The sequence below is a fragment of the Leisingera sp. SA215 genome, assembly GCF_055902035.1.
The window spans coordinates 37,333-58,709 of record NZ_JBVVXU010000021.1; the positions used below are offsets into that span (position 1 = coordinate 37,333).

Consider the following 21,377-nt stretch of genomic DNA (forward strand, 5'->3'; position numbering starts at 1 on the left):
AAAGCGGGCAATGGTCAAGTGCGCCCTGCTGGTCCTGCGCCCGCCTGCCTGCCGATCCTGGAAAGGAAAAGACCCGGGACACGCGCGTCCCGGGCCAGTTTGCCGCTCGTTCCTGGTTTTCTGCCCTATGCCACGCACCGCTGTTCTGCCGGGATTTCCGACCAGATCAGACCTTGCCCTGGCAGCCGCGCGGACATCGCTGCATCGCAGGCAACGGCCCGGACCGCGCCCGGCTCCGCAAACAAGGCACGCAGCAAGGTGTTGGTCAGCGCATGCCCCGCACGCTCGCCAACATACCGCCCCAAGATCGGCCCCCCGGCCAGCGCCAGATCCCCCAGGGCATCCAGCATCTTGTGGCGCACAGGCTCATCCGAATGGCGCAGACCCGCGCCGCTCACAACCCGTTCTCCGTCAAACACAACGGCGTTTTCGCCCGGCACTCCGCCCAGAGCGAGGCCATTGGCCTGCATCGCTTCCACGTCTGCCTGACGGCAGAAGGTGCGGCTGTCGCACAGCTCGCGTGCAAAGCTGCCGTTGCGCATATCCAGAACCTTGCTCTGGCGGCCGATGGCGGCCTCGGCAAAGTCGATATGGAATTCAATGGTCAGCCGGTCGCTGGGCAGCAGGGTGGCGCGGGCGCCGTCCTTCTCCACGGTCACCGGCTTCAGCACCTCATAGGCTGTGGCAGGCACGCCCAGCCGGTGCACGCCGTACTGCATGATGCCGCGCACAAACGGTGCCGAGGAGCCGTCAACGATCGGCACTTCCGGCCCGTCGATTTCGATCAGCGCATTGTGCACGCCGCAACCGGCCAAGGCCGCCATGATGTGTTCCACGGTGGACACGCTGACGCCGGAGGTATTGACCAGACGGGTGCACAGCGGGCTGCGCTCGACCAGATCCCAGCGCGCCGGAATCCGGGTGTTGCCCAATGCAATATCGGTACGTTTGAAGACAATGCCATGCCCCGCCGGAGCCGGGATCAGAACCATGCGTGCAGGCTGGCCGGAATGCAGGCCGGGCCCTTCAAATGCCACCGATGCTTTGAGCGTATTCTGCACTTTGCGCCTCATTCCACTGTTTCCGGCCTCATCCGACCGTGTTGCGACAGAGAGTTAAGGTTTTGCAAAAAAACCTACAACTCAATCTTTGTAACGGTTTGAAACATGGCTGTAACAGATAAGCAAAACACCGCTCAAAACCACTTAAACATCTGCATTTAAAACGTAAAAAGCCGCCCGAAGGCGGCTTTTATAACCAGTTTTGTGATCCGTCAGTTGGCCTGGCGGCGCAGGAAAGCGGGGATTTCGATGCGTTCCTGGTCAAGATCAGGCTGCTGTGCCTGAACCGGCTGCGGCTGGGCTGCGGCGGCCGGGGCCTGCATGGCCGGCTGCTGGCGCACCGCCTGCGGCTGCGGCTTGCCCGCCGGAGCCTCGGTTGTGCCGGTCATCCGGTGGATCAGCGAATTCAGGCCAAAGCGGCGCTGCCCGTCGGGCTGCTGCTGCGCATTCTGCTGCTGTTGCGGCTGCGGCGCCGCCGCGGAAGGGGCCGCTGCCGGGCGCGGCTGCTGCACCCGCTGCGCTGCCGCCTGCAGGCGCTCCAGCGCTTGCGGCGACGGGGTGCCCGGCGCCGGTGCCCGCGGCGCCACAAAGGCGTCAGGCTGCGGCTCGCGTGTTGCAGCCTGCGGGCGGAACTCCGGAACCTGCGGCTGATAGGCCGGCGGCGGCAGACCGTCGCTGTCCACCTGCTCCGGCTCTTCAAAGAGGTCCTCGGCCTGCTCCTGCGCAACGGCCTGCTGCACGTTCATCTCCTCGAACAGCGCAGGCTCTTCCAGCGCTGCAGCAGCTTCAGGTGCTGCAGCCGGTGCGGCTTCTGCAGCCGCCGGCTGGGCAACCGGGGTTTCCAGTTCCAGTGGCGCCGGACGGGTATTCTCGACACTGACGGTCTGACGCAGCGGCGCCGACATCGGACGGCGCGGCACCGGCATTTCGGTATTCACATCCACAGCGTCGATACCGGTGGCGACGACGGAAACCCGCATCTTGCCTTCCATGCCGGTGTCCAGGGTCGAACCGACGATGATGTTGGCGTCCGGGTCCACTTCCTCGCGGATGCGGTTGGCGGCTTCGTCCAGTTCGAACAGGGTCAGGTCGTGCGAGCCGGTGATGTTGATCAGCACGCCGCGCGCGCCTTTCAGGCTGATTTCGTCCAGCAGCGGATTGGCAATCGCCTTTTCGGCGGCCTGGACCGCGCGGTCTTCACCCTCGCCCTCGCCAGTGCCCATCATCGCCTTGCCCATCTCGTCCATCACCGCGCGCACGTCGGCAAAGTCGAGGTTGATCAGGCCCGGGCGCACCATCAGGTCAGTGACGCCTTTGACACCCTGGTACAGCACATCATCCGCCATCGAGAACGCCTCGGTGAAGGTGGTCTTTTCATTGGCCAGGCGGAACAGGTTCTGGTTCGGAATGATGATCAGCGTATCGACGACCTTCTGCAGGCTTTCGACCCCCGCCTCGGCCTGACGCATCCGCTTGAGACCCTCAAACTGAAACGGCTTGGTCACAACACCAACGGTCAGCACGCCCAATTCGCGGGCGGCCTGCGCGATGATCGGCGCCGCACCGGTGCCGGTGCCGCCGCCCATGCCGGCGGTGATGAAACACATATGCGCGCCGGCCAGATGGTCGACGATCTGCTCAATGCTTTCCTCAGCCGCGGCAGAGCCGACCTGCGGGCGGGCGCCAGCCCCCAGGCCTTCAGTCACTTTCACACCCAGCTGGATGCGGCTCTTGGCCGAGGCCTGCTGCAGCGCCTGCGCGTCGGTATTGGCAACGACGAATTCGACGCCGTCCAGCTCCTTGGCGATCATGTTGTTGACAGCGTTGCCGCCGGCCCCGCCGACACCAAACACCGTGATCTTCGGCTTCAACTCTTCCTGCCCGGGCATCGATAGATTCAACGTCATGCTCTTACCGCCTGTGTTACCCGCCCTTCCCGCAAAGGGCTTTTTCCTGTGCTATTCACCATAATTCTACCGCGCAGAGGGAGTTTCGTCATCCCAAAAAGCACAACGTGCCACAAAATACGGCCTCTTTCTGAAGCCTGAACCGCGGTATTTCGCCGTCCCTAGCAGATATGGGGGATTCAGCACAAGCCACACACAACACACCAATCGCATCCGCAAAATCACTTCTGCAGAAGACATCTTTCCTGATATGTGGCTGGCCACTGCCCGGCCTGCTGAATCGCCGCGTTTGCCGCGGACGTTAAGAACAACCTAACGGGTCCTGCCGGCGCTGTCACGCCCTCTTTGACCCGTCAGGCAAAAATGAAAACGGCCTACCAGTTGTCCCGGAACCAGCGCACGGCGCGGCCCAAAGTGCCCGCAGGATGGCGGCTGGCCGGCATCTCGAAGTCCCACCATTCATCCTGCGGATGGGCCGCAAACAGACACAGCCCCACAGCCGAGGCAAAACCCGGCCCGGTTGCAGATTGCGGCAGGCCATGAACGCGCAGGGGACGTCCCAGGCGCACCTGTTGGCCGAGAATGCGGCTGGCCAGCCCGTCCAGCCCCATGATCTGGCTGGAGCCACCGGTCAGCACGATCTGCTGGCTGGGAAGATATTCGAAACCCGCCGCATCCAGCCGCGCCCGCACCTCCTCCAGGATCTCTTCAACACGGGGCCGCATGATGCCGATCAGCTCGGCCCGGCTGACGGTGCGGCGGTCATGCTCCCAATCGCCGGTATCGCCGCCGATGTCGATCATGTCGCGGTCGTCGGCACCGGTGGCATGCACCCCGCCGCAAAAGGTCTTGATCCGCTCGGCATTGGTCAGCGGCACCCCCAGCCCCATCGAAATGTCGCTGGTGATGTGATCGCCGCCCAGACGCACCGCGTCGGCATAGATCATGTGCTTCTTCATGAAGACCGAGATCGAGGTTGAGCCGCCGCCCATGTCGATACAGGCGGCCCCCAGCTCCTGCTCATCCTCGACCAGCGCCGAAAACCCCGAGGCATAGGCCGACGACGCAATTCCCGCCAGCTCAAGATCGCAGCGCTGGATGCAGCGCACCAGGTTCTGCACCGCGATGGCATCCACCGTCAGCATATGCATGTCGACCGCCAGCGTCTGCCCCATCTGGCCGCGCGGATCCCCCAGGCCGGACCGGTTGTCGAGCGCAAAGTTCACCGGCTGCGCATGGATCACCTCGCGGCCGGCGCCGTATTCCGGCACCTCGCAGGAGGCCAGAACCTGCGCCACTTCATGTTCCGAGACCACCTGGCCCTCAAGATCCAGCTTGGCATCCAGCCCGTAAGAGCGCGGATTGGCCCCGGAGAAACAGGCAATCACGTGATCGACCCGCACCTCTGCCATTTTCTGCGCCGCTTGCACTGCGGTGCGGATGGCGCGCTCGGTCTCCTGCATGGCGGTGATTTCACCGAATTGCACACCGCGCGACCGCGTCGTCGCCGCCCCGATCACCCGGAACCCCGACTGCCCGGCCAAGGCGCCGATGGAGCCATCCTCGCTCAGCCGCCCGGAGCCGTCGAACCGCAGCACCAGGCAGGCGATCTTGGAACTGCCCACGTCCAGAATGGCCACCACGCCGCGCTGCATCGCCTGACGGCGCATCTGCCGCATTGCCCGCTGCGATTGATAGAGATCTGTCATGCTACTGCCCGCCCCCGTTCAGCTGCCGGATCCGCCACCAGTTTTCCACTGAGTTTTCGGTCATCCGCACGGTCGGGCGCCCGGCCAGGCGCATATCCACCGCGGCCACATCGCGTTCCAGCAAATCCTGCACTTCACTCACCGCCAGCACCCGTTCCAATGCGCGCACCGGCTGCTCCGCCGGCAGCATGATCCGCTGCTTGCGGTCCAGCACCACGTCCCAGCGCCGCTCGCCCACACGGACCAGCCCGCGCAGCCGCGGCCCCAGCGGTTTGGCCGCTGCGAACAGCCGCAGCGCCTGCGCCGCCTGCTTTTCCGCCCCCTTGCCGGCGATCAGCGGCAGCTCAGGATGCAGGCTGCGGCGGCCCAGCTCAGCGACGTGAATGCCCTGTTCATCCAGCAGCGCCAGCCCCTCGCGGCTGCGCCAGATCAGCGCCGGTCTCCGTTCCTCGACGTCCACCTGCAGGATGCCGCCGGGGCGGATCCGCACGCTGGCGGACTTGACCGGGTCCAGCCCAGTGATCACGTCGCGGATCTGCTCCAGATCCAGATCAAAGGAACTCACCGGAAATTCGGCCGGCATCACCTCGCGGATGTCCTGCGCCACGCTGGGTCCGGCCCCGTCCACCGCCATCACGTTGACCATGAATTCGGGCCGTTCCTCGATTGCGGCGCGGGCGTCGCTGACCAGCCCCTGCAGCGCGGCGCGGCGGGCCTCATCCGCCAGATAGGCACTGGCCGCGGCAAAGATCAGGCAGAACGGCACCCCGACCCGCAGGCCGAACCGGATACCCGGCGTCAGCATCCAGCGCTGCAACCGGTACTTCAGCCGCGACGGCGCCGGATCCGCCCGCCCCTCGCCGCCGCCACGGCGGCGCAAGCGCCCCTTCAGCGGTTGCATGAGGCATCCTCCACCATCCAGGCGCAGAGCTCACCGAAGGTCATGCCGCAAAAAGCCGCCTGCTCCGGCACCAGCGAGGTCGGTGTCATCCCGGGCTGGGTATTGGTCTCCAGCAGGATCAGCCCGCCGGCGCCGCGCGCCTCGTCCCAGCGGAAATCGGTGCGGCTGACACCGCGGCAGCCCAGCACCTCATGCGCCTTCAGCGCGTATTCCAGGCACAGGTCATGAATTTCCCGCGGCAAATCCGCGGGCAGCACATGGCGCGAGCCGCCCGGCTTGTATTTGGCGTCATAATCATACCAGCCATCAGTCAGGATATCGGTCACGGCCAGCGCCTTGTCCCCGACCACAGTGGTGGTCAGCTCACGCCCCGGCGCGTAGGTCTCGACCATCACCTCGGCCGGCATTTCTGCCGACAACTGCGGTGGGCCGTTGGCGGCCTCCTGCACAATATAAATGCCGACGCTGGAGCCTTCATTGTTGGGTTTCACCACATAAGGCGGCACCATCACATGGCCTGCGCCGACCTCATCCTTGGCAAACAAACCGCTTTCGACAACCGGCAGCCCGGCGGCGCGGTACACTTCCTTGGAGCGCTGCTTGTCCATCGCCAGCGCCGAGGCCAGCACCCCGGAATGGGTATAGGGAATGCCCAGCCATTCCAGAACACCCTGCACACAGCCGTCCTCGCCCCAGCGACCGTGCAGCGCATTGAACACCACATCCGGCTTGATATCCGCCAGCCGCGCGTGCAGGTCCCGGCCTGCATCCACCTCGACAACCTCAAACCCCTCACCGCGCAAAGCGGCCGCGCTTTCACGGCCGCTGGACAGCGATACTTCGCGTTCGGCTGACGGTCCGCCCATCAGCACCGCGACTTTCGGGAGTGCCCTGCTCGACTTACTCACCACGAAGCGCCTCAATTTATACGGGGCTTTGCGCCCCTGGTTTTTAGGGTCCCCAGAAAAACCCGATCTATCTCTTTGCCCGGATGGTCCCGGCCGTTTGCTCCAGGGCTATACGCCCCTTGATCGCCCAGACGGATCAGTGCCGCCATGCCGGCACCCTACCGCCCAAAATCTTACCGAGGCGTTAACCGCGCCTTTACCACAATTAAGACTTCCGCTCCCCGAGCCCTTCGCGGCCCCTATGACCACCTCCGCCTGCGGCCACAGAAGCCTTTGTCAACGCAGAAGAATTTCAGCTATTCGGGAAGCGGATCACCAATCCGCATGATTTCCCACTGTAGCGTGATGCCGGAATTCTCGTAAACCTTTTTCCGCACGTCTTCCCCCAATCCCTCAAGATCTGCGGCAGTTGCGCCACCGGTGTTGATCAGAAAGTTGGAATGTTTCTCGCTCATCTGCGCGCCGCCGCGCCGGGCACCGCGCATGCCGGCGTTGTCGATCACCTTCCAGGCCTTGAGGTCATGCACATCATCCGCACGCCCTGTAGACGAAAACCCCGCCGGATTGCGGAAGGTGGAGCCGGCCGAACGGTCGCGGGTCGGCTGGGTCTCATCGCGCTTCTGCAATTGAACCTTCATCCGCGCGTGCAGTTCCGCCGGGTCGCCCTTGGGACCGCGCAAAACAGCCGAAACCAGCACCGCGCCCTCAGGGAAAGCGGTCTGTCGGTACTGAAAATCCAGCTCTTCGGCGGTGATCTCGCGGATCTCTCCCTGCCGCGTCACGATGGTGGCGGAGACAAACACGTCCGCGGTGTAACTGCCGTAACAGCCCGCGTTCATCCGCACCGCGCCGCCGATCGAGCCCGGAATGGTGCGCAGGAAGGTCAGGTCAACACCCGCATCCGCCGCACGTTTCGCCACATGCGCATCCAGCGCTGCGGCGCCCGCGGTCACGGTACCGCCGTCCGTCCCGATATTGTTGAAACCGCGGCCAAGCCGGATCACCACTGCCCGCAGGCCGCCGTCGCGCACGATCAGGTTCGACCCCACGCCCATCGGGAACACCTGCACCGCCGGGTCAAGATCGCGCAGGAACGCCGCCAGATCGTCAACATCAGCAGGCTGGAACAGATGCTCCGCCGGCCCGCCGACGCGCAGCCAGGTCAGTTCCGCAAGCGATTTCTGTCCGGTAAGGCGGCCGCGCACCGCCGGAAGAATAATTTCACTTTCCGCCGCCATCGTCTTTTCCGTCCCAAGTTCCAGCCAGCCAGCGAGCACAGTCCGTAGACCAGGTGGCCGCCGAAATAAAGGGATAACATGACGAAGCGGCCAGTCCCCGCCGCAAACAGCAGCCGGCCAACCAGCCAGATCAGAACCACAAACCAGATTGAACCGGCAAGGGTGGCGGCTGTTGTCCGCCCCGCCCGCGCCAGACTGTAAAACGACATCAGCCAGACAGAACCGAATGCCAGCCAGATCAGGGCAACAGCAACCATGGGCGGCCTCCACCGCCAGCGGAAACACGCTGGGATCAAACAAGGAACACGAGATATTCCTGTTTGAGTATCAAGCAATCCGAAAGAAATCGTTAACTGTTCGCGGACCGGCGGGCGGCGGAATGGCTACAACCCCAAAGCGCGCTTAACCCAGCGCCCGAAATGCAGCACCGGCCAGCGCAGCACCGACATGCCCGCCAGCAGCACTGCCAGCCCCCACCAGGGGCCGTTTTCATAGGTCACATACCCCAGCAGCGGCACCCCCAGCGCAATCAGCACATAGGCCCGGGCCCAGTGATTGTCGCGGCTGGGAATCATCGCCAGCACATTGGCAGTCAGCGCCCAGACGGCAGCAAGGGTCAGCGACAGCGTCATCGCGCCGTTCTCCGGAGGGAAATCCGGCGGTATTCTTCAGAACATCCGGCCGCCGGCCGCCGCATTCCTCAGCACCCCAGCCGTGCAGGCAGATCATTGGCCCAGGCGCTGATGGTGCCGGCGCCGAGGCAGACCACCATGTCGCCCGGGCGCGCCTGCTCGCGCACCAGGCGCTCCAGGTCTTCTTCGCTCAGGATGGCGCGGGCGTGGCGGTGGCCGTGGCGGATCAGCCCTTCCACCAGATCGTCGCGGCTGGCGCCCTCGATCGGCTCCTCTCCGGCCGCAAACACCTCGGCGATGGCGACCACGTCGGCCTCGTTGAAGCAGCCGCAGAAATCCTCGAACAGGCTGGACAGGCGTGAATAGCGGTGCGGCTGATGCACTGCGATGACCCGGCCCTCGCTGGCCTGGCGCGCCGCCTTCAGCACCGCGGCAATCTCGACCGGATGATGGCCGTAATCGTCGATGATGGTGACGCCGTTCACCTCGCCCACCTTGGTGAATCGCCGGTTCACACCGCCAAAGGCCGCCAGCGCCGCGCGAATCTCGGAACTGTTCATACCCAGATGCCGAGCCACCGCCACCGCGGCCAGCGCGTTGGAGACATTGTGGTCTCCCGGCATCGGCAGGGTGCAGCCCTCGATCACCCGGTCCTCGGCCTGCAGATGCACATCGAAATGCGCGACACCTGCCTTGTAAGTCAGGTTCACCGCCCGAACGTCGGCCTGCGCATTGAAGCCATAGGTCACCACACGGCGGTCGGAGATCCGCCCGATCAGCGCCTGCACTTCGGCGTGATCAGTGCAGCAGACCGCAATGCCATAGAACGGGATGTTGGACACAAACTCAAAAAACCCGTCGCGCAGCGTGTCGAAATCGCCCCAGTGCTCCATATGCTCCGGGTCGATGTTGGTCACCACCGCAATGGTCGCGGGCAGCCGGTTGAAGGAACCGTCGCTTTCATCCGCCTCGACCACCATCCATTCGCCCTGCCCCATCCGCGCGTTGGAGCCATAGGCGTGAATGATGCCGCCATTGACGATGGTGGGGTCAAAGCCGCCGGCCACCATCAGCTCGGCCATCATGGTGGTGGTGGTGGTCTTGCCGTGGGTGCCGCCAATGGCGACGTTGGACTTCAGCCGCATCAGCTCTGCCAGCATGTCGGCCCGGCGCACCACCGGCAGGCCGCGCAGTCGGGCCTCGTCCAGCTCCGGGTTGCCCGGTTTGATCGCCGAGGAGATCACCACAACCGCAGCCTCCTCCAGGTTCTCTGCCTTCTGGCCCACAAACACCCGCGCGCCCAGCTCTTCCAGCCGGGCGGTGATTTTCGAGGATTTCAGATCCGACCCCTGCACGCTGTAGCCCAGGTTCAGCAGTACTTCGGCGATGCCCGACATGCCGATGCCGCCAATGCCGACAAAATGGATCGGGCCGACATCGCCGGGCAGCTTGGTTGCAGGGGTCATGACAGTTATCCTTCCTGGGCCAGTTGCTCAACCAATGCCGCCAATCGCTCGGCGGCATCGGGAATCCCGGCGTTCAGTGCAGCGGCCGACATCTGGGTGGCAGCCTGCGGGTTACTCAGAATTGCGCCCATATGCTCTGCCAGCACCGGGATATCAAGGGCGCTTTCGGGGATCATCACGGCAGCATCGGCGTCAACCAGCCCACGGGCGTTGGCGCTTTGGTGGTCGCCAGCGGCTGCGGCAAAGGGGATCAGGATCGAGGGCCGCCCGATCACCGAGATATCGGCCACCGACGAGGCGCCCGAACGCGAGATCACCAGCTGCGCCTCCGACATCCGCGCAGGCACATCGTGAAAGAATGTCTGCACATCGGCATTTATGCCATGCTCGGCGTAAAACGCATTGACCCGGTCCAGGTCCTCGGCGCGCGCCTGATGCGACACCCGCAGATGCCGGCGAATGTGATCCGGCAGCGCGGCAACCGCCGCAGGCACCACGTCGGACAGAATCCGCGCGCCCTGACTGCCGCCCATTACCAGCAATGACATCGGGTAATCCCCCGGCGGGATATAGGCCGCACCCGCGCGTTCCATCACCGCGCCGCGCACCGGGTTGCCCACATGTTCATGTGCCACCCCTTCAGGCAGGTCAGTTGGCCAGGTGCCGCAGGCCACGCCTGCCACCCGCTTGGAAAACAGCTGGTTCACCCGGCCCAGCACGCCGTTCTGCTCGTGGATCATCCGCGGCAGTTTCAGCAGTGTCGCCGCCCCCAGGGCCGGAATCGACGGGTAGCCGCCAAAGCCGATCACCGCATCGGGGCGCTCGCGCCGCATCTGCAGTGCCATCGCCAGCACACCGCCCGCGATCTTCGGCCCCGCCAGCGCCTTGGCCAGCAAGCCGCCGCGGGCAAAGGTGGCCGAGGACACTTGCGAAATTTCAACCGAATGCGGAAAGCCGCCGGTATAGCGCGCCCCGCGCGCATCGGTCGACAGCTTCACCCGCCAGCCGCGCGCCAGCATCACCTCTGCCAGCGCCTGCGCCGGAAACATATGGCCGCCGGTCCCGCCAGCGGCCATCAAAAGCAGTTTCTGTGCCATCCTCAGGGGGTCTCTTTCACATCTCGTCAGCGGCCGCGGCCACTCAGGTAATCTGCAATCCCGCCCTGCGGACGCGTGCGGGTAAAGGCCAGGAGCATACCCACCGCAATCCCGGTGGCAATCAGCGAAGATCCGCCGTAGCTGACAAAAGGCAATGTCATGCCTTTTGCGGGCAACAGCCGCACCGCAACCCCCATGTTGATCATCGCCTGCACGCCGAACATGCACACCAGGCCAGTGCCCGCCAGGCGGATAAACGTATCGCGCTCGCGCATCAGCCGTAACAGCGACCGCACCACGATCGAGGCATAAAGCGCGATCAGCACCACCACCAGCACCAGCCCGTATTCCTCGGCCGCGACCGCAACGATGAAATCGGTATGGGCATCCGGCAGCGACCATTTCACCTGGCCTTCGCCGACTCCAACCCCGAACAGCCCGCCTTCGCGGATGGCGTTGGTGGCATAGCCCAGCTGGGTGGTGGGATCGATATCCGGGTTCAGAAAGCCGTCGATGCGGCGGGCAAAATGCTCCGAGCCGTTATAGGCAAAGACCCCCCCCAGCACCACAACGGCGGCCATGCAAACCAGCAGCAGCATCGGCGCGCCTGCCACAAAATACATCACGCCCCAGCCGAACAGGACCAGACAGGCCTGGCCGAAATCAGGTTGCAAAACCAGCATCATGACCACCATCATGCACAGCGCGAACGACATCAGCGTGCCCGGCGGTCCGTTGATCTGCTGGCTGGCGGCAATCATCCAGGCCGCAACGACAATAAAGCCGGGTTTCAGGAACTCCGACGGCTGCAGCGAGGCAAACCCCAGCGAATACCAGCGCACCGCGCCCTTGCCGAAATCGGTGCCGAATATCGGCAAAAAGGCCAGCGCGACAAATGTCAGGGCAAAGCCAACCACCGCCAGCCGCCGCACCAGCGTGGGCGACATCACCGAGGTGACCAGCATCGCCGCCAGCGCCGTCAGGCCGAACACCGCCTGCCGCTGCACATAATGGAAATTTCCGAACCCGTTGCGCTCTGCCAGCGGCACCGAGGCCGCCAGCCCCAAGAGCAATCCGATCACGAACAACATCAGGACGCAGGACATCGTCCATTTATCCAGCGTCCGCCACCATTTGGGAAGAATCGGCTCACCAGCCTGCACGGGAACCGCGCCATAGACCATCTCAGTCATGGGAATACCGCCACTATATGCCTCGTTCCGCCCCATTTTTCGGGGTCTCCCTGAAACTGTAACGAAACGTGAGCCGCTGCGCCAGAAAAAGAACACAGTTCGGCAAAAATCCACCACACCGCCCTGCTGGCATCTTGACAGGCGGGATGCCGCCGTCCGGCAGCGGCGATCCGCAAATCCCCGCTTGCCCGGTCTTCCCCTTGCGCCGGCGCCGGTTCCATGGTCGATGCGCGCCATGCAGATAAACACTTTGATTCTCGGCGCCGGCGCGGCCGGCATGATGTGCGCACGCTATTCGGGCGGCAGCACTCTGGTGATCGACCACGCCAAGGCGCCGGGCGAGAAGATCCGCATCTCCGGCCTCTTGTATAGAGTGAAAAGTGTACCCCGAAGTGTACTATCAATGGGTTACATAGGTACATACACCTGATGAGCGTTCCCTTTATACCCATTGAGGCTTCGAGGGCCGTTGCAGAGTACACAAGCGCTTTAGCTGGACAGCGCCTCCGTGCAACTCGGGCGCCAGCTTATCGGCCCGGTGTTCAGTTGGAACTTCGATCAGCCTAACGCCATCACGCAGCCATCAAGCCGCTCCCGTTCCTCCCGGTTGAGATGCCCAAGGCCCAATGCCGCTTTCCACCCCCTATGAAGAAAAGCGGCACGGCGGTTGATCCGCGCACTATACTACTCACTGGGATTGACGGAGCGACGGCGCCTTGCGGCCGCATCAATGCCGCCGAAACCTTCGTCCTGGTCGACTGCAGGCAGGTTTCGGTTCCGCAATCCGCGTAGATGCTGTGCGGTTTTTTTGGTGTACCGCTGCGTAGGTACACCGTAGAAGCCATTCTGGTGCGGCGGCTCCTTATCGGCGAATTGGCTGTGCTTACGTGTAAGTTTGCTTCTCACTGCAGGTGAGAGCCGCAATACTCAACACTAGCGCCCACAGTTTGGGTGAAGCTTGCCTAGTTAAGCTTCACCCAAAATACGATTCCGTCTTGGAACTTGTTGTGCTGTATGCACAAATCGCCACATTGCCTTTAGGTTGCACTTGGAGAACACATGCCGGCAGTTTTTGTACATGTTTCAGACATTCATTTTGGCCAGGAGAAAGATGACTCGGTGCATGTCCATGATGACGTGAAGGAACAGCTAATCGCAGATGCCGCTGAGGTCTTTCGCCACATTCCGGAAGGCACCATCAAAGGCATCCTAGTATCCGGGGACATAGCTTACTCGGGCAAGTGGGAAGAATTCGAAGCTGCAGGTGTTTGGCTTGACAAGCTGGCAGAGAACATTGGGTGCCCAATACATCGCGTCCAAATGGTCCCGGGGAACCATGACGTAAACCGATCTAAAGTTTCAGTCGGCGGCACCCAACTCTTAAACTATATTCGACAAGGCGGGCCCGCCGAATACGAAGAGGTGGTATCAAATCCGCAAGACCGTGCGACTTTGCTGTCGAGATTTGAGGATTATAATCGGTTTAGTGTTGGATACACATGCGGACTCAACGGTGAGGCCAAATATGCCACCAATTTGCGCATTGAAATTGCTCCCAAACGAGCGATAAGGTTTATCCTCTTAAACTCGTCGCTGCTGTGTACTGGCAGAGAACGGGACGACCCTGCTGAGTTGATTATTGGTTCCAGGCAATTTGTTATTCCGCGTGTGGAAGGTGAAGAGAACGTTGTCCTCGTCCATCATCCTCTACACTGGTGCAAGGATGAAGATGACGTTCGTCAGTATGTGCGAAGCCGAGCTCGGGTATTAATTTCTGGGCATGAGCATTACCCTAAGGTCTCGGTTGAAAAAGTGGAAGAAGGCTGCGAAGTCTTAATGGTGGCGGCAGGGGCGGCCGTACCTCGGAACACAGATGAAACATACAATTACACTTACAACATACTAGAGTTTGACTGGGACGAGACGACGGACGCCTTGTCCGTAACGATGTATCCGCGCTCATGGAATTCAGAGCAAACGCGCTTTGAGCCCGATGATGATCGCTTGGGTGGGCGGGAGCGTCGTTTCGCGCTGGGGTCACCGAACTTCAGAAAATGCGCCTTGCCGCAAGCAGCCTCGGTCGAGGGAGAAGACGGCAAAAAAGCTGAACCCGTAATCGAGTTGGTTCCCGCCATTGTTGCTGAACCAACAGCAGGGGCAGCATCGGAGATGCCACCAGATGAGGAAGGCTATGAGCTAACGCTTCTTCGATTTTTCCGCGACCTTTTGGAGAGTGAACGTTTGCACATCCTTGTCGAGTTGGACGCTATTCCAGCGGACTTCGATGAGAGGATGACGCAAAACGTAGAGCGAAGGTTGTTCGAACTTTTGACGCGGCAGGGAAGGCTTCCAGACGCTATCTCTCTCATTGATAAACTCGTATCCGAACGACACAAGGGGGACAAATGATGGACAATATCGCGGTACACATGAGGATTTCTGACCTCACGCCTTCGAACGAGGACGTAAACTCTCGGCGTAAGGCGGCTGAACAGCTCTCGACGAACTGGATGAAGATCCGTCAGCCTGAACAGATAGTATCTAAGGCGAGCTTGATCGCGGAGGCGCTTGGGGGCGATGGCGTCCCGGCCGAAAAGCTCGGTGAGGAGGTTCAAAGCGCTGTGCAGAAACATGCGTCTGCATTTCTCTACTCCGAACGACCACTCGATGTTGGTGTATGCGCAGGTATGGCCGCCGTCTCCTTGATGAAGGGTGAAATGGGCTCGAGTGGGTGGACTATTAAAGATGTCTACTCAAACGCACTTTGGCTGGCACTCGGTTTCCAGCCCCCCTGCAATGACGATAAACGGGAGGCGTTACGTCAAGAGGTATTCGCTCTAGCACGGCAGCGGAGCATTGATAGCGCAAACAAGGCGCGTGAACGAGAAGAAGTGGCCGCGCCGGTTGATCTTGAGGTTTCGGTGAAAGAGGAGGATGCTGTAGCCACGACGAACTTTACGCAGGCAGCGAAGACTTCTATCGAAGCACTGATCCGAAACGCCGTACTTGATCGCGAAGAATTGGACTTTTTGTGGTGGATACAACTAAATCGCAGTCGTCTACTTGATAGTACCTTCACCAGTATGCCCGAAGCAACTCGGCTCGTTGCCTCGGGATTTGAAGCAGCTGGACATCTGAGGAGATTGCCGGCTGACGTCCATCGGGATCTTGTTCTTCGTACAGTTGATCAAGATCCAGAGGTTGACCTAGTCGAGTTAGTTGCAGAGATCGGCGAAAACAAAGACGCACTGGTGGCCCAATTTGCGTCGAGTGAGGTTTTATCCTGCCCTACCGTCTTCCCAATCATACACGCTCTGTCCACAGGTGAAACCGAAGCCCCCCTAGCGAGAGTGAAGAGAACGGCATCAACTTGGGGCAGCCACGCACTACTTGAGGGGGCATTGGCGCGCATGGTGAGCACAGGGGTCATTAAGCGATGAATGTGGCCTGCAATTTCGAGGGCTGCACGGTAGCTGAAACAGGAACGTGCGCACTTGAGAATGATCCGGATAATTGTAAGCATCGGTCGGTAGCAACTGATACGCCGGAAGCAGATGAGCCTCTCCCTGGCAGGAGCTCAGAGTCAAACGACATTGGTGAACCGGTACTAGAGAGGCCGCGTGATACCCTTTCGTTCCCAAGTAGCCGCACGCAGTCGCCAGAAGTTGTAGCCACATTGATGGCATCGCGTTACACAACGGTTGTTGGAATTTTGGGTGACCCCGAGGCGGGAAAGACCGCATGTTTGGTGAGTCTCTACTTGATGCTAGCCAACGCTAAACTTGACGGCTGGTCCTTTGCCGACAGTAAGAGCTTGCTGGCCTTCGAGGATATTGCCCGCGGCGCGAGGGACTGGAATACTGGACAGCCACCTGAACAAATGACTGTTCATACGGAACTCGCAGATGAACGTAGGCCAGGGTTTCTTCACTTGCGCCTCGTGCGCCAGGCTGACGAACGCCGCTTCGACCTAGCTCTACCGGATCTACCCGGAGAATGGACTACTGCCTTAGTGGAAACGGCCCGTTCTGACCGCTTTGAATTCCTTAAGTCTGCAGAGGCGATCTGGCTGGTGGTGGATGGGCGGACGCTAGAGAACAAAGAACGAAGGCAAAGTGTAATTTCGCGGCTAGGGCAGCTTATAGAGCGACTGAAGACTATGTTCGATGGGCGTGTTCCTCGACTACTGATAGTGGTCACGCATCGCGATGCTTGCGAATTGCCTGCCAATGTGTCCACGCGCCTATCATTGGAATTAGAACGTCGTGACGTGGTCGCAAAGATAATCCCAGTTGCGACTTTCTCTGACGTTCCCGAGATAGCGCCGGGGTTCGGGATCTCGGATTTGATAAGCAGTACAGTTGGTTGCACTCCGGAGCTTCCTCAATTTTGGCCTGACGCCCCTCCGAGGGAAGAGCCACGCACATATCTAAATTTTAGGAAGCAACAATGAGACGGTCCGTTGTCCTTCTTGGTGGTCCCGACTCCGGTAAGACCAACTATGTCGGCCGACTTTGGCCAGCTTTGGATGCGCAAAAAGGGCGTCTCATTGCAGCCGAGCAGCCTACCGACATTAGATTTGTACTTGAAGTAACAGACCACCTAAACTCCGGGAACTTTGCCCCGCGCTCTGAATTTGCTGATGCACGACGTGACTTTGAGGTTCTGGTCGCCGAGGGCAAAGGTGCAGAGACGGCGTCTATAATAATTCCTGACATCTCCGGTGAGCTATGGTTACGCGCAGTCGAGAATTCTGAAATTTCAGTGGAGTGGATGGATGAACTACGCAGCTCTGACGGCGCGCTTCTGTTTGTACGTGTGGGGTCTGACCAAGAGGTTCCGTCGTTGGATTGGGTCACTTCAAAGAAGTTGCTCTCTAAGCTAGGAGACGAGGAAGAAAAAGGCATGCCGACGCAGGTAATGCTCTGCGAACTTCTTCGCTTTCTTGAAGTGTCGCTCGCTGATCGCCCCGACGGCGGCCGTCCCAAGGTCTCGATTGTCGTTAGCGCCTGGGATCTCATTGACAGTAACGGTTTCGCTAGTGGCCCGCAGGCATTTTTGGAACATGAGTATCCATTGCTCGCCGGCCGTCTCAGCGACATTGAGCGCCTCGATATTCGCGTTTTCGGCCTCAGTGTCGTGGGAGGGGATCTTAAGGCTGACGAGGCCTGTCGTGACACGGTGCAAGAAAATGGCTTGGACGGCCGGGGCTGGGTAGCGGTTCAGGATTCTACTGGAAATTGGGTTAAAGACGACGATTTAACCTTGCCGGTAGCATGGGTGGTCGGCTCGTGATCACCGTAGAACAGCAAGTTCATGGTTATCGGAAAGGGCATCAACGCCTAGCTGCTTCCGCGCAACTGGAGAAAGACGATCAGTCAACGATCGATAGACTATCGGACATGGCAGGCGCACTGCGCCCTCGAGAGCGGTTCGAACCTTACTTGACTGGATACCTGCTACCAAGCCGCGAATGGTATGTACTGGCCAGAACGTGGCAAGATACGACTGTCGCTCGCGCTGGCTGCGTGAGGACATTGAGCTTACTGATCCCCGCGTCCGATTGGGCGACGGCCGAAGAGATCTCTCCGTATCTGAACCTTCTGATGAGAGAGCAGATGCCGGAGCCGGGCGAGGCCATCCGCGCAAAAATATCGTTAGGCGATACTGTTTCTCTGCCGCCTGCTCGAAGATTTAACGGGAAGGAATTTCTCGAAGCACTGTTTCTTGAAGATGCGCGGCCCATCGTAGTGTTTGATGCGCCTGATCCTGAATTGGTTGCAATACGCCTTCTCAACGCTCTTTGGCCATCAATGCGGCGCCGTTTCTCGTTTTCCACTTTTGCCTTATCGGCACGCAAGGTCAGTGGCCGTGACTTTGATCTTGTGTTTGCACCGATAAACGCTCGTGCAAAATTCAGTGACTGGGATGGCAGGAGGGTTGACGGAAGTGCGACTAAAAGTTCTCGCCATCACTGGACTGACACAATCGCGAACAGAGTGTTTGAGCATCCGCACCCTTACCTCCTTTCTCCCAAGGATGTTGCTCTTGTTGACGACGGGGGAAGCGCGACATCGTTACGAATAATAATGTTGTGGGAGGAGCTTCTCTCCAAATTGGAAAAGACACCAGCAGCGGCTCTCGGCCTCCTAGATATTGCAAACTCGGGCAAAGTGAGAGAGGAGGTTGCTATGAGCGAGTTGGAGGCTCCGCTTGCTACAGCCATACTTCGTGCGCCCAATGCCTTTTCGCCCCCAGAAGCTTGGGACTTTCTGGGGGCGGTTGCTCGAAAAACTCTAGGGCGGAGGATGTCTCTTGGAGCGGGAGCTCTTGGACAAGCCACAGAGGAATTGGCAGGGCGTGCTCCGGAAGGAGCAGTTGCACTATTGTCGAAGCCCGATGCTCAGGGCGTTTTTGACACAATGCTTGTCTGGATAGCCGCAGGGATCGGAAACTCCTTCGCTAGTGAGGCTAAGAACGCGCTCTTCTCAGCCGAGCCAGTGGTGTTCGGACGATTGATCGCCAATGGCCCAAAGTTAGCTGAATGTGTGGCCAAAGATAAAAAATTGATCTCGAGGATTGGCGAAAGTCTGCCCGAGCTCAATGCACCCCTAGTCTCGGAAATTTCAGAAACGCTTCTTCCTCACCTAGTAGAGGATTGGCAGCTACCTGTGGCTACGCCGCTTATTGCGAATCTTGACAGAAAGAAAATAGCGGTAGAAATTAAGCACCTTGCCTCGCTCGAAAAATTCCAAGCACCAAGCATAATCGAGTTGGCGCTCAGTCACGCCAGAGGTGTCGGAGCAAATCACGAGGTACGTTCCGCCCTGGCAGATCTCCCCTGCTCGCCAACCCGCAATGAGATACTAAGCCATACCCTGGATGCCTCAATTGACGACGTTGTTTGGCTTCTAAATGATACGCGATTGGAAGACGATAGCAGATCAGAGCTTCTCTCACTGCTCCTACGGAAAGCAGATATTGGTGATCTATCACTTCTGGTTAACGATACGGAAATTGGGGGAAAAGTCGCGGCTGAAATTCTTCAAAACGTTCCAGACGTACTCGATAGAATAATATTCTTCGTGGATATACCGATTGGTCTTTTTATACTCGCTGTCCGACAGGCTTTCATCATCAAAGGCCCCGAAGGAAGACAAGAACTGGCGGTCCGAGCATTAGAGCGTTGCCTTGGAAGTCCGTTTGGCGGAGACGAAAGGACTTTTTTGGTCGATATGCTCAACGCAGCAGGCGACCGACTTGATGGTGCTAGGTCAGTGCGTCTGGGGCTTTCTTCAGAGCTTGACACAAATATTGCTAACAGAAACATGATCGCGTTCCATAGTTCCGCCGAGTTGGTGAGGACTCGATTAACTCGTGCGATTGCAGAAATGACCGAGGAATTATGCGGGCGTCGTTACTTCGATTTGTCCTCAGACGCATCTTTTGCTTACACTAACTTTCTAACCGAAGCTCAACGGCTCACACCTAGAAGCGCTCTGACTGCTGCCGCACAGATCATGCCAATCCTATTGCATCAAGTAAAAGACCAAGTTTCGTCAGTTGTCGCAGTTGCGTTTCCAATTGTTTATAAAGAGCTAGCTAAACAGGATGCGACACCAGATTTCCTGAGGCTTTTCCCCTTTTTTGATTGGGATCGATGCAAAGTTGCCCGACGTGAACTAGTTTCTGCGTTTTTGTCGTCAGATTGGACACCAAGTGACCTCGCCCTAACGGCCTGTCGATGTAACGACGTCCATCGTATCCTGAAGAAAACTGCGCGTTCCTACGGCGGAGAGGCTCTCCTAACGAGGGTGATGGAAGACCTCCAAGGCTTACCTGACGAATGTCGGCGTTCCGTTGAAATTGCCATTTCAGAAATAATTTGAATGCACACCAATCATGTGGTCCAGGCACGGTGGGCAAGATCTCGCAGTACGGAAGAACCTCTACAACGTGAGGCCTGACAGTGCTTAACGAAAACTGGCCGAAAACCCAAGACACACCTCTCTAAGCGTAGGTATCGTGCAGGAAGCGCCACCGTCGGGCCCTAGCATTCAGCCCTCACGCCGCTTAGCAATCGCTGTTCCCGCTGCCCAGCCCGAAGACCACGCCCATTGAAAATTATAGCCACCAAGCCAGCCGGTGACATCGACAGCCTCGCCGATGACATAAAGACCGGGTAAGTTCTTCGCTTCCATTGTGCGCGAGGACAGCGCCTCCGTGGAGATTCCTCCAGCCGTCACCTCTGCCTTCGCAAAACCCTCAGTGCCAGTGGGATGGAATGTCAACTGCGTCAGGTAGCCAGCCGCGCGCTCGAGGTCTGCATCGGAACTGTTTCCCAGTTCCTTTCCTAATCCGATACGCGCTGACAACACCTCGGCCAGGCGGTTCGGAAGGTGCTCGCTCAATGCGGATCTTAGCCGGCTGCGGGGCGCCCGCCGCCGAGCCCCGCGCAACACCTCCAAGGCATTATCGACCAGCGTCAGGACAACGGGTTCGCCGGGTGTCCAGTAGGAGGACACCTGCAGGATGGCCGGTCCCGACAGCCCCCGGTGTGTGAACAGCCCTGCCTCGGTGAAAGTGGCCGGCCCGACCCGCGCCGTGACAGGGCTGGAAACGCCGGAAATGTCCCGGAATGCCTGTGCGTCTGGACCCAGCGTCAACGGAACGAGCGCGGGTCTCGGTGGCACGACCGCCAGTCCGAAGCGTTGCGCGATCTGATAGGCGATGCCGGAGGCACCCATTTTCGGAATCGAGGGGCCTCCGGTGGCGATGACCAGTTGCGTTGCTGTCGCGCCAGCAACGCGGAAGAGCCCGTCCCCATGGCCGATCTCGCCGATCTGCGTCGATAGGCGGATATCAACTCTACCACTGGCACACTCTTCGAGAAGCATCGCTACGATCTGCCGGGCAGATCCGTCGCAGAAGAGCTGTCCTAAGGTCTTCTCGTGCCAGGCGATGCCGTAGCGCTCGACCAATGCGAGGAAATCCCACTGAGTATACCGCGCGAGTGCTGACTTGGAGAAATGCGGGTTCTCAGACAGAAAGCACTCCGGCCCGGTCCCCATATTGGTGAAGTTGCACCGGCCTCCACCTGAAATCAGTATCTTCTTACCTGCCTTGTCAGCATGATCTAGCAGGAGCACACGCGCACCTGCCTGCCCGGCCATCGCGGCTGCCATCAGGCCGGCAGCGCCGGCACCAAGCACAATTGCGTCATATCTCATGCAATTCCTCTACGTCCCCCAGGCGGAAGGGAAAA

17 protein-coding genes and 1 pseudogene are annotated in these 21,377 nt (G+C 60.0%); 6 read left to right on the forward strand and 12 right to left on the reverse strand.

What is annotated here, in order from left to right; all coding sequences use genetic code 11:
* Window positions 1–125: 125 nt before the first annotated feature.
* From lpxC to ftsW, 11 genes are all read right to left on the reverse strand, one after another.
* On the reverse strand, window positions 126–1,073 hold the full coding sequence (gene lpxC, locus AC0KW6_RS17985) for a UDP-3-O-acyl-N-acetylglucosamine deacetylase (protein ID WP_323779697.1): 948 nt from the start codon (window positions 1,071–1,073) through the stop codon (window positions 126–128).
* Window positions 1,074–1,273: 200 nt separating this feature from the next.
* Window positions 1,274–2,968, reverse strand: coding sequence for a cell division protein FtsZ (ftsZ, locus tag AC0KW6_RS17990; RefSeq protein WP_474035581.1), 1,695 nt, complete (start codon window positions 2,966–2,968; stop codon window positions 1,274–1,276).
* Window positions 2,969–3,342: 374 nt separating this feature from the next.
* Entirely contained in the window at window positions 3,343–4,677 is a 1,335-nt protein-coding gene (gene ftsA, locus AC0KW6_RS17995) for a cell division protein FtsA (RefSeq protein ID WP_024090731.1), read from the reverse strand.
* A gap of 1 nt (window position 4,678) precedes the next feature.
* A complete protein-coding gene (locus tag AC0KW6_RS18000; RefSeq protein WP_323782163.1) occupies window positions 4,679–5,578 on the reverse strand; it encodes a cell division protein FtsQ/DivIB in 900 nt (299 codons plus the stop codon).
* Window positions 5,566–6,486 carry a D-alanine--D-alanine ligase gene (locus AC0KW6_RS18005; RefSeq protein ID WP_323782166.1) on the reverse strand — a complete coding sequence of 307 codons (921 nt, stop codon included), beginning with the start codon at window positions 6,484–6,486 and terminating at the stop codon, window positions 5,566–5,568. Before AC0KW6_RS18005 ends, AC0KW6_RS18000 begins: the two co-directional genes overlap by 13 nt.
* Before the next feature lie 296 nt (window positions 6,487–6,782).
* Window positions 6,783–7,724 (reverse strand): UDP-N-acetylmuramate dehydrogenase, encoded by a 942-nt coding sequence (gene murB, locus AC0KW6_RS18010; protein ID WP_323782169.1) that lies wholly within the window; start codon window positions 7,722–7,724, stop codon window positions 6,783–6,785.
* Window positions 7,649–7,981, reverse strand: a complete 333-nt coding sequence (locus AC0KW6_RS18015; RefSeq protein ID WP_323782172.1) for a hypothetical protein — start codon at window positions 7,979–7,981, stop codon at window positions 7,649–7,651. Before AC0KW6_RS18015 ends, murB begins: the two co-directional genes overlap by 76 nt.
* A gap of 126 nt (window positions 7,982–8,107) precedes the next feature.
* Complete coding sequence (locus AC0KW6_RS18020) at window positions 8,108–8,356, reverse strand: DUF2484 family protein (protein ID WP_323782177.1); 249 nt, start codon at window positions 8,354–8,356, stop codon at window positions 8,108–8,110.
* 68 nt (window positions 8,357–8,424) lie between these two features.
* Window positions 8,425–9,822 carry a UDP-N-acetylmuramate--L-alanine ligase gene (gene murC / locus AC0KW6_RS18025; protein WP_323782180.1) on the reverse strand — a complete coding sequence of 466 codons (1,398 nt, stop codon included), beginning with the start codon at window positions 9,820–9,822 and terminating at the stop codon, window positions 8,425–8,427.
* A 5-nt stretch (window positions 9,823–9,827) separates the two neighbouring features.
* On the reverse strand, window positions 9,828–10,919 hold the full coding sequence (locus tag AC0KW6_RS18030; protein WP_323782184.1) for a UDP-N-acetylglucosamine--N-acetylmuramyl-(pentapeptide) pyrophosphoryl-undecaprenol N-acetylglucosamine transferase: 1,092 nt from the start codon (window positions 10,917–10,919) through the stop codon (window positions 9,828–9,830).
* 26 nt (window positions 10,920–10,945) lie between these two features.
* Window positions 10,946–12,112, reverse strand: coding sequence for a putative lipid II flippase FtsW (gene ftsW, locus AC0KW6_RS18035; protein ID WP_474035582.1), 1,167 nt, complete (start codon window positions 12,110–12,112; stop codon window positions 10,946–10,948).
* A 226-nt stretch (window positions 12,113–12,338) separates the two neighbouring features.
* Here ftsW and AC0KW6_RS18040 point away from each other — a divergent pair.
* The 6 genes and pseudogenes from AC0KW6_RS18040 to AC0KW6_RS18065 form a co-directional block, all read left to right on the forward strand.
* Window positions 12,339–12,473 (forward strand): annotated as a pseudogene (locus AC0KW6_RS18040) (aminoacetone oxidase family FAD-binding enzyme); the annotation flags it as partial.
* Window positions 12,474–13,171: 698 nt separating this feature from the next.
* A complete protein-coding gene (locus AC0KW6_RS18045) occupies window positions 13,172–14,521 on the forward strand; it encodes a metallophosphoesterase (RefSeq protein WP_474035583.1) in 1,350 nt (449 codons plus the stop codon).
* On the forward strand, window positions 14,518–15,552 hold the full coding sequence (locus tag AC0KW6_RS18050; protein WP_474035584.1) for a GTPase-associated system all-helical protein GASH: 1,035 nt from the start codon (window positions 14,518–14,520) through the stop codon (window positions 15,550–15,552). The genes AC0KW6_RS18045 and AC0KW6_RS18050 overlap by 4 nt, the downstream gene beginning before the upstream one ends.
* 239 nt (window positions 15,553–15,791) lie before the next feature.
* On the forward strand, window positions 15,792–16,565 hold the full coding sequence (locus tag AC0KW6_RS18055; RefSeq protein ID WP_474035585.1) for a TRAFAC clade GTPase domain-containing protein: 774 nt from the start codon (window positions 15,792–15,794) through the stop codon (window positions 16,563–16,565).
* Window positions 16,562–17,407 carry a TRAFAC clade GTPase domain-containing protein gene (locus tag AC0KW6_RS18060; protein ID WP_474035586.1) on the forward strand — a complete coding sequence of 282 codons (846 nt, stop codon included), beginning with the start codon at window positions 16,562–16,564 and terminating at the stop codon, window positions 17,405–17,407. Before AC0KW6_RS18055 ends, AC0KW6_RS18060 begins: the two co-directional genes overlap by 4 nt.
* The gene (locus AC0KW6_RS18065) at window positions 17,404–20,001 is read left to right on the forward strand and encodes a GAP1-N1 domain-containing protein (RefSeq protein ID WP_474035587.1); all 2,598 of its coding nucleotides are present in this window, start codon (window positions 17,404–17,406) and stop codon (window positions 19,999–20,001) included. The genes AC0KW6_RS18060 and AC0KW6_RS18065 overlap by 4 nt, the downstream gene beginning before the upstream one ends.
* A 168-nt stretch (window positions 20,002–20,169) precedes the next feature.
* On the opposite strand, the gene AC0KW6_RS18070 is transcribed toward AC0KW6_RS18065, so the two are convergent.
* On the reverse strand, window positions 20,170–21,342 hold the full coding sequence (locus AC0KW6_RS18070) for a BaiN/RdsA family NAD(P)/FAD-dependent oxidoreductase (protein WP_474035588.1): 1,173 nt from the start codon (window positions 21,340–21,342) through the stop codon (window positions 20,170–20,172).
* Between the last annotated feature and the right edge of the window lie 35 nt (window positions 21,343–21,377).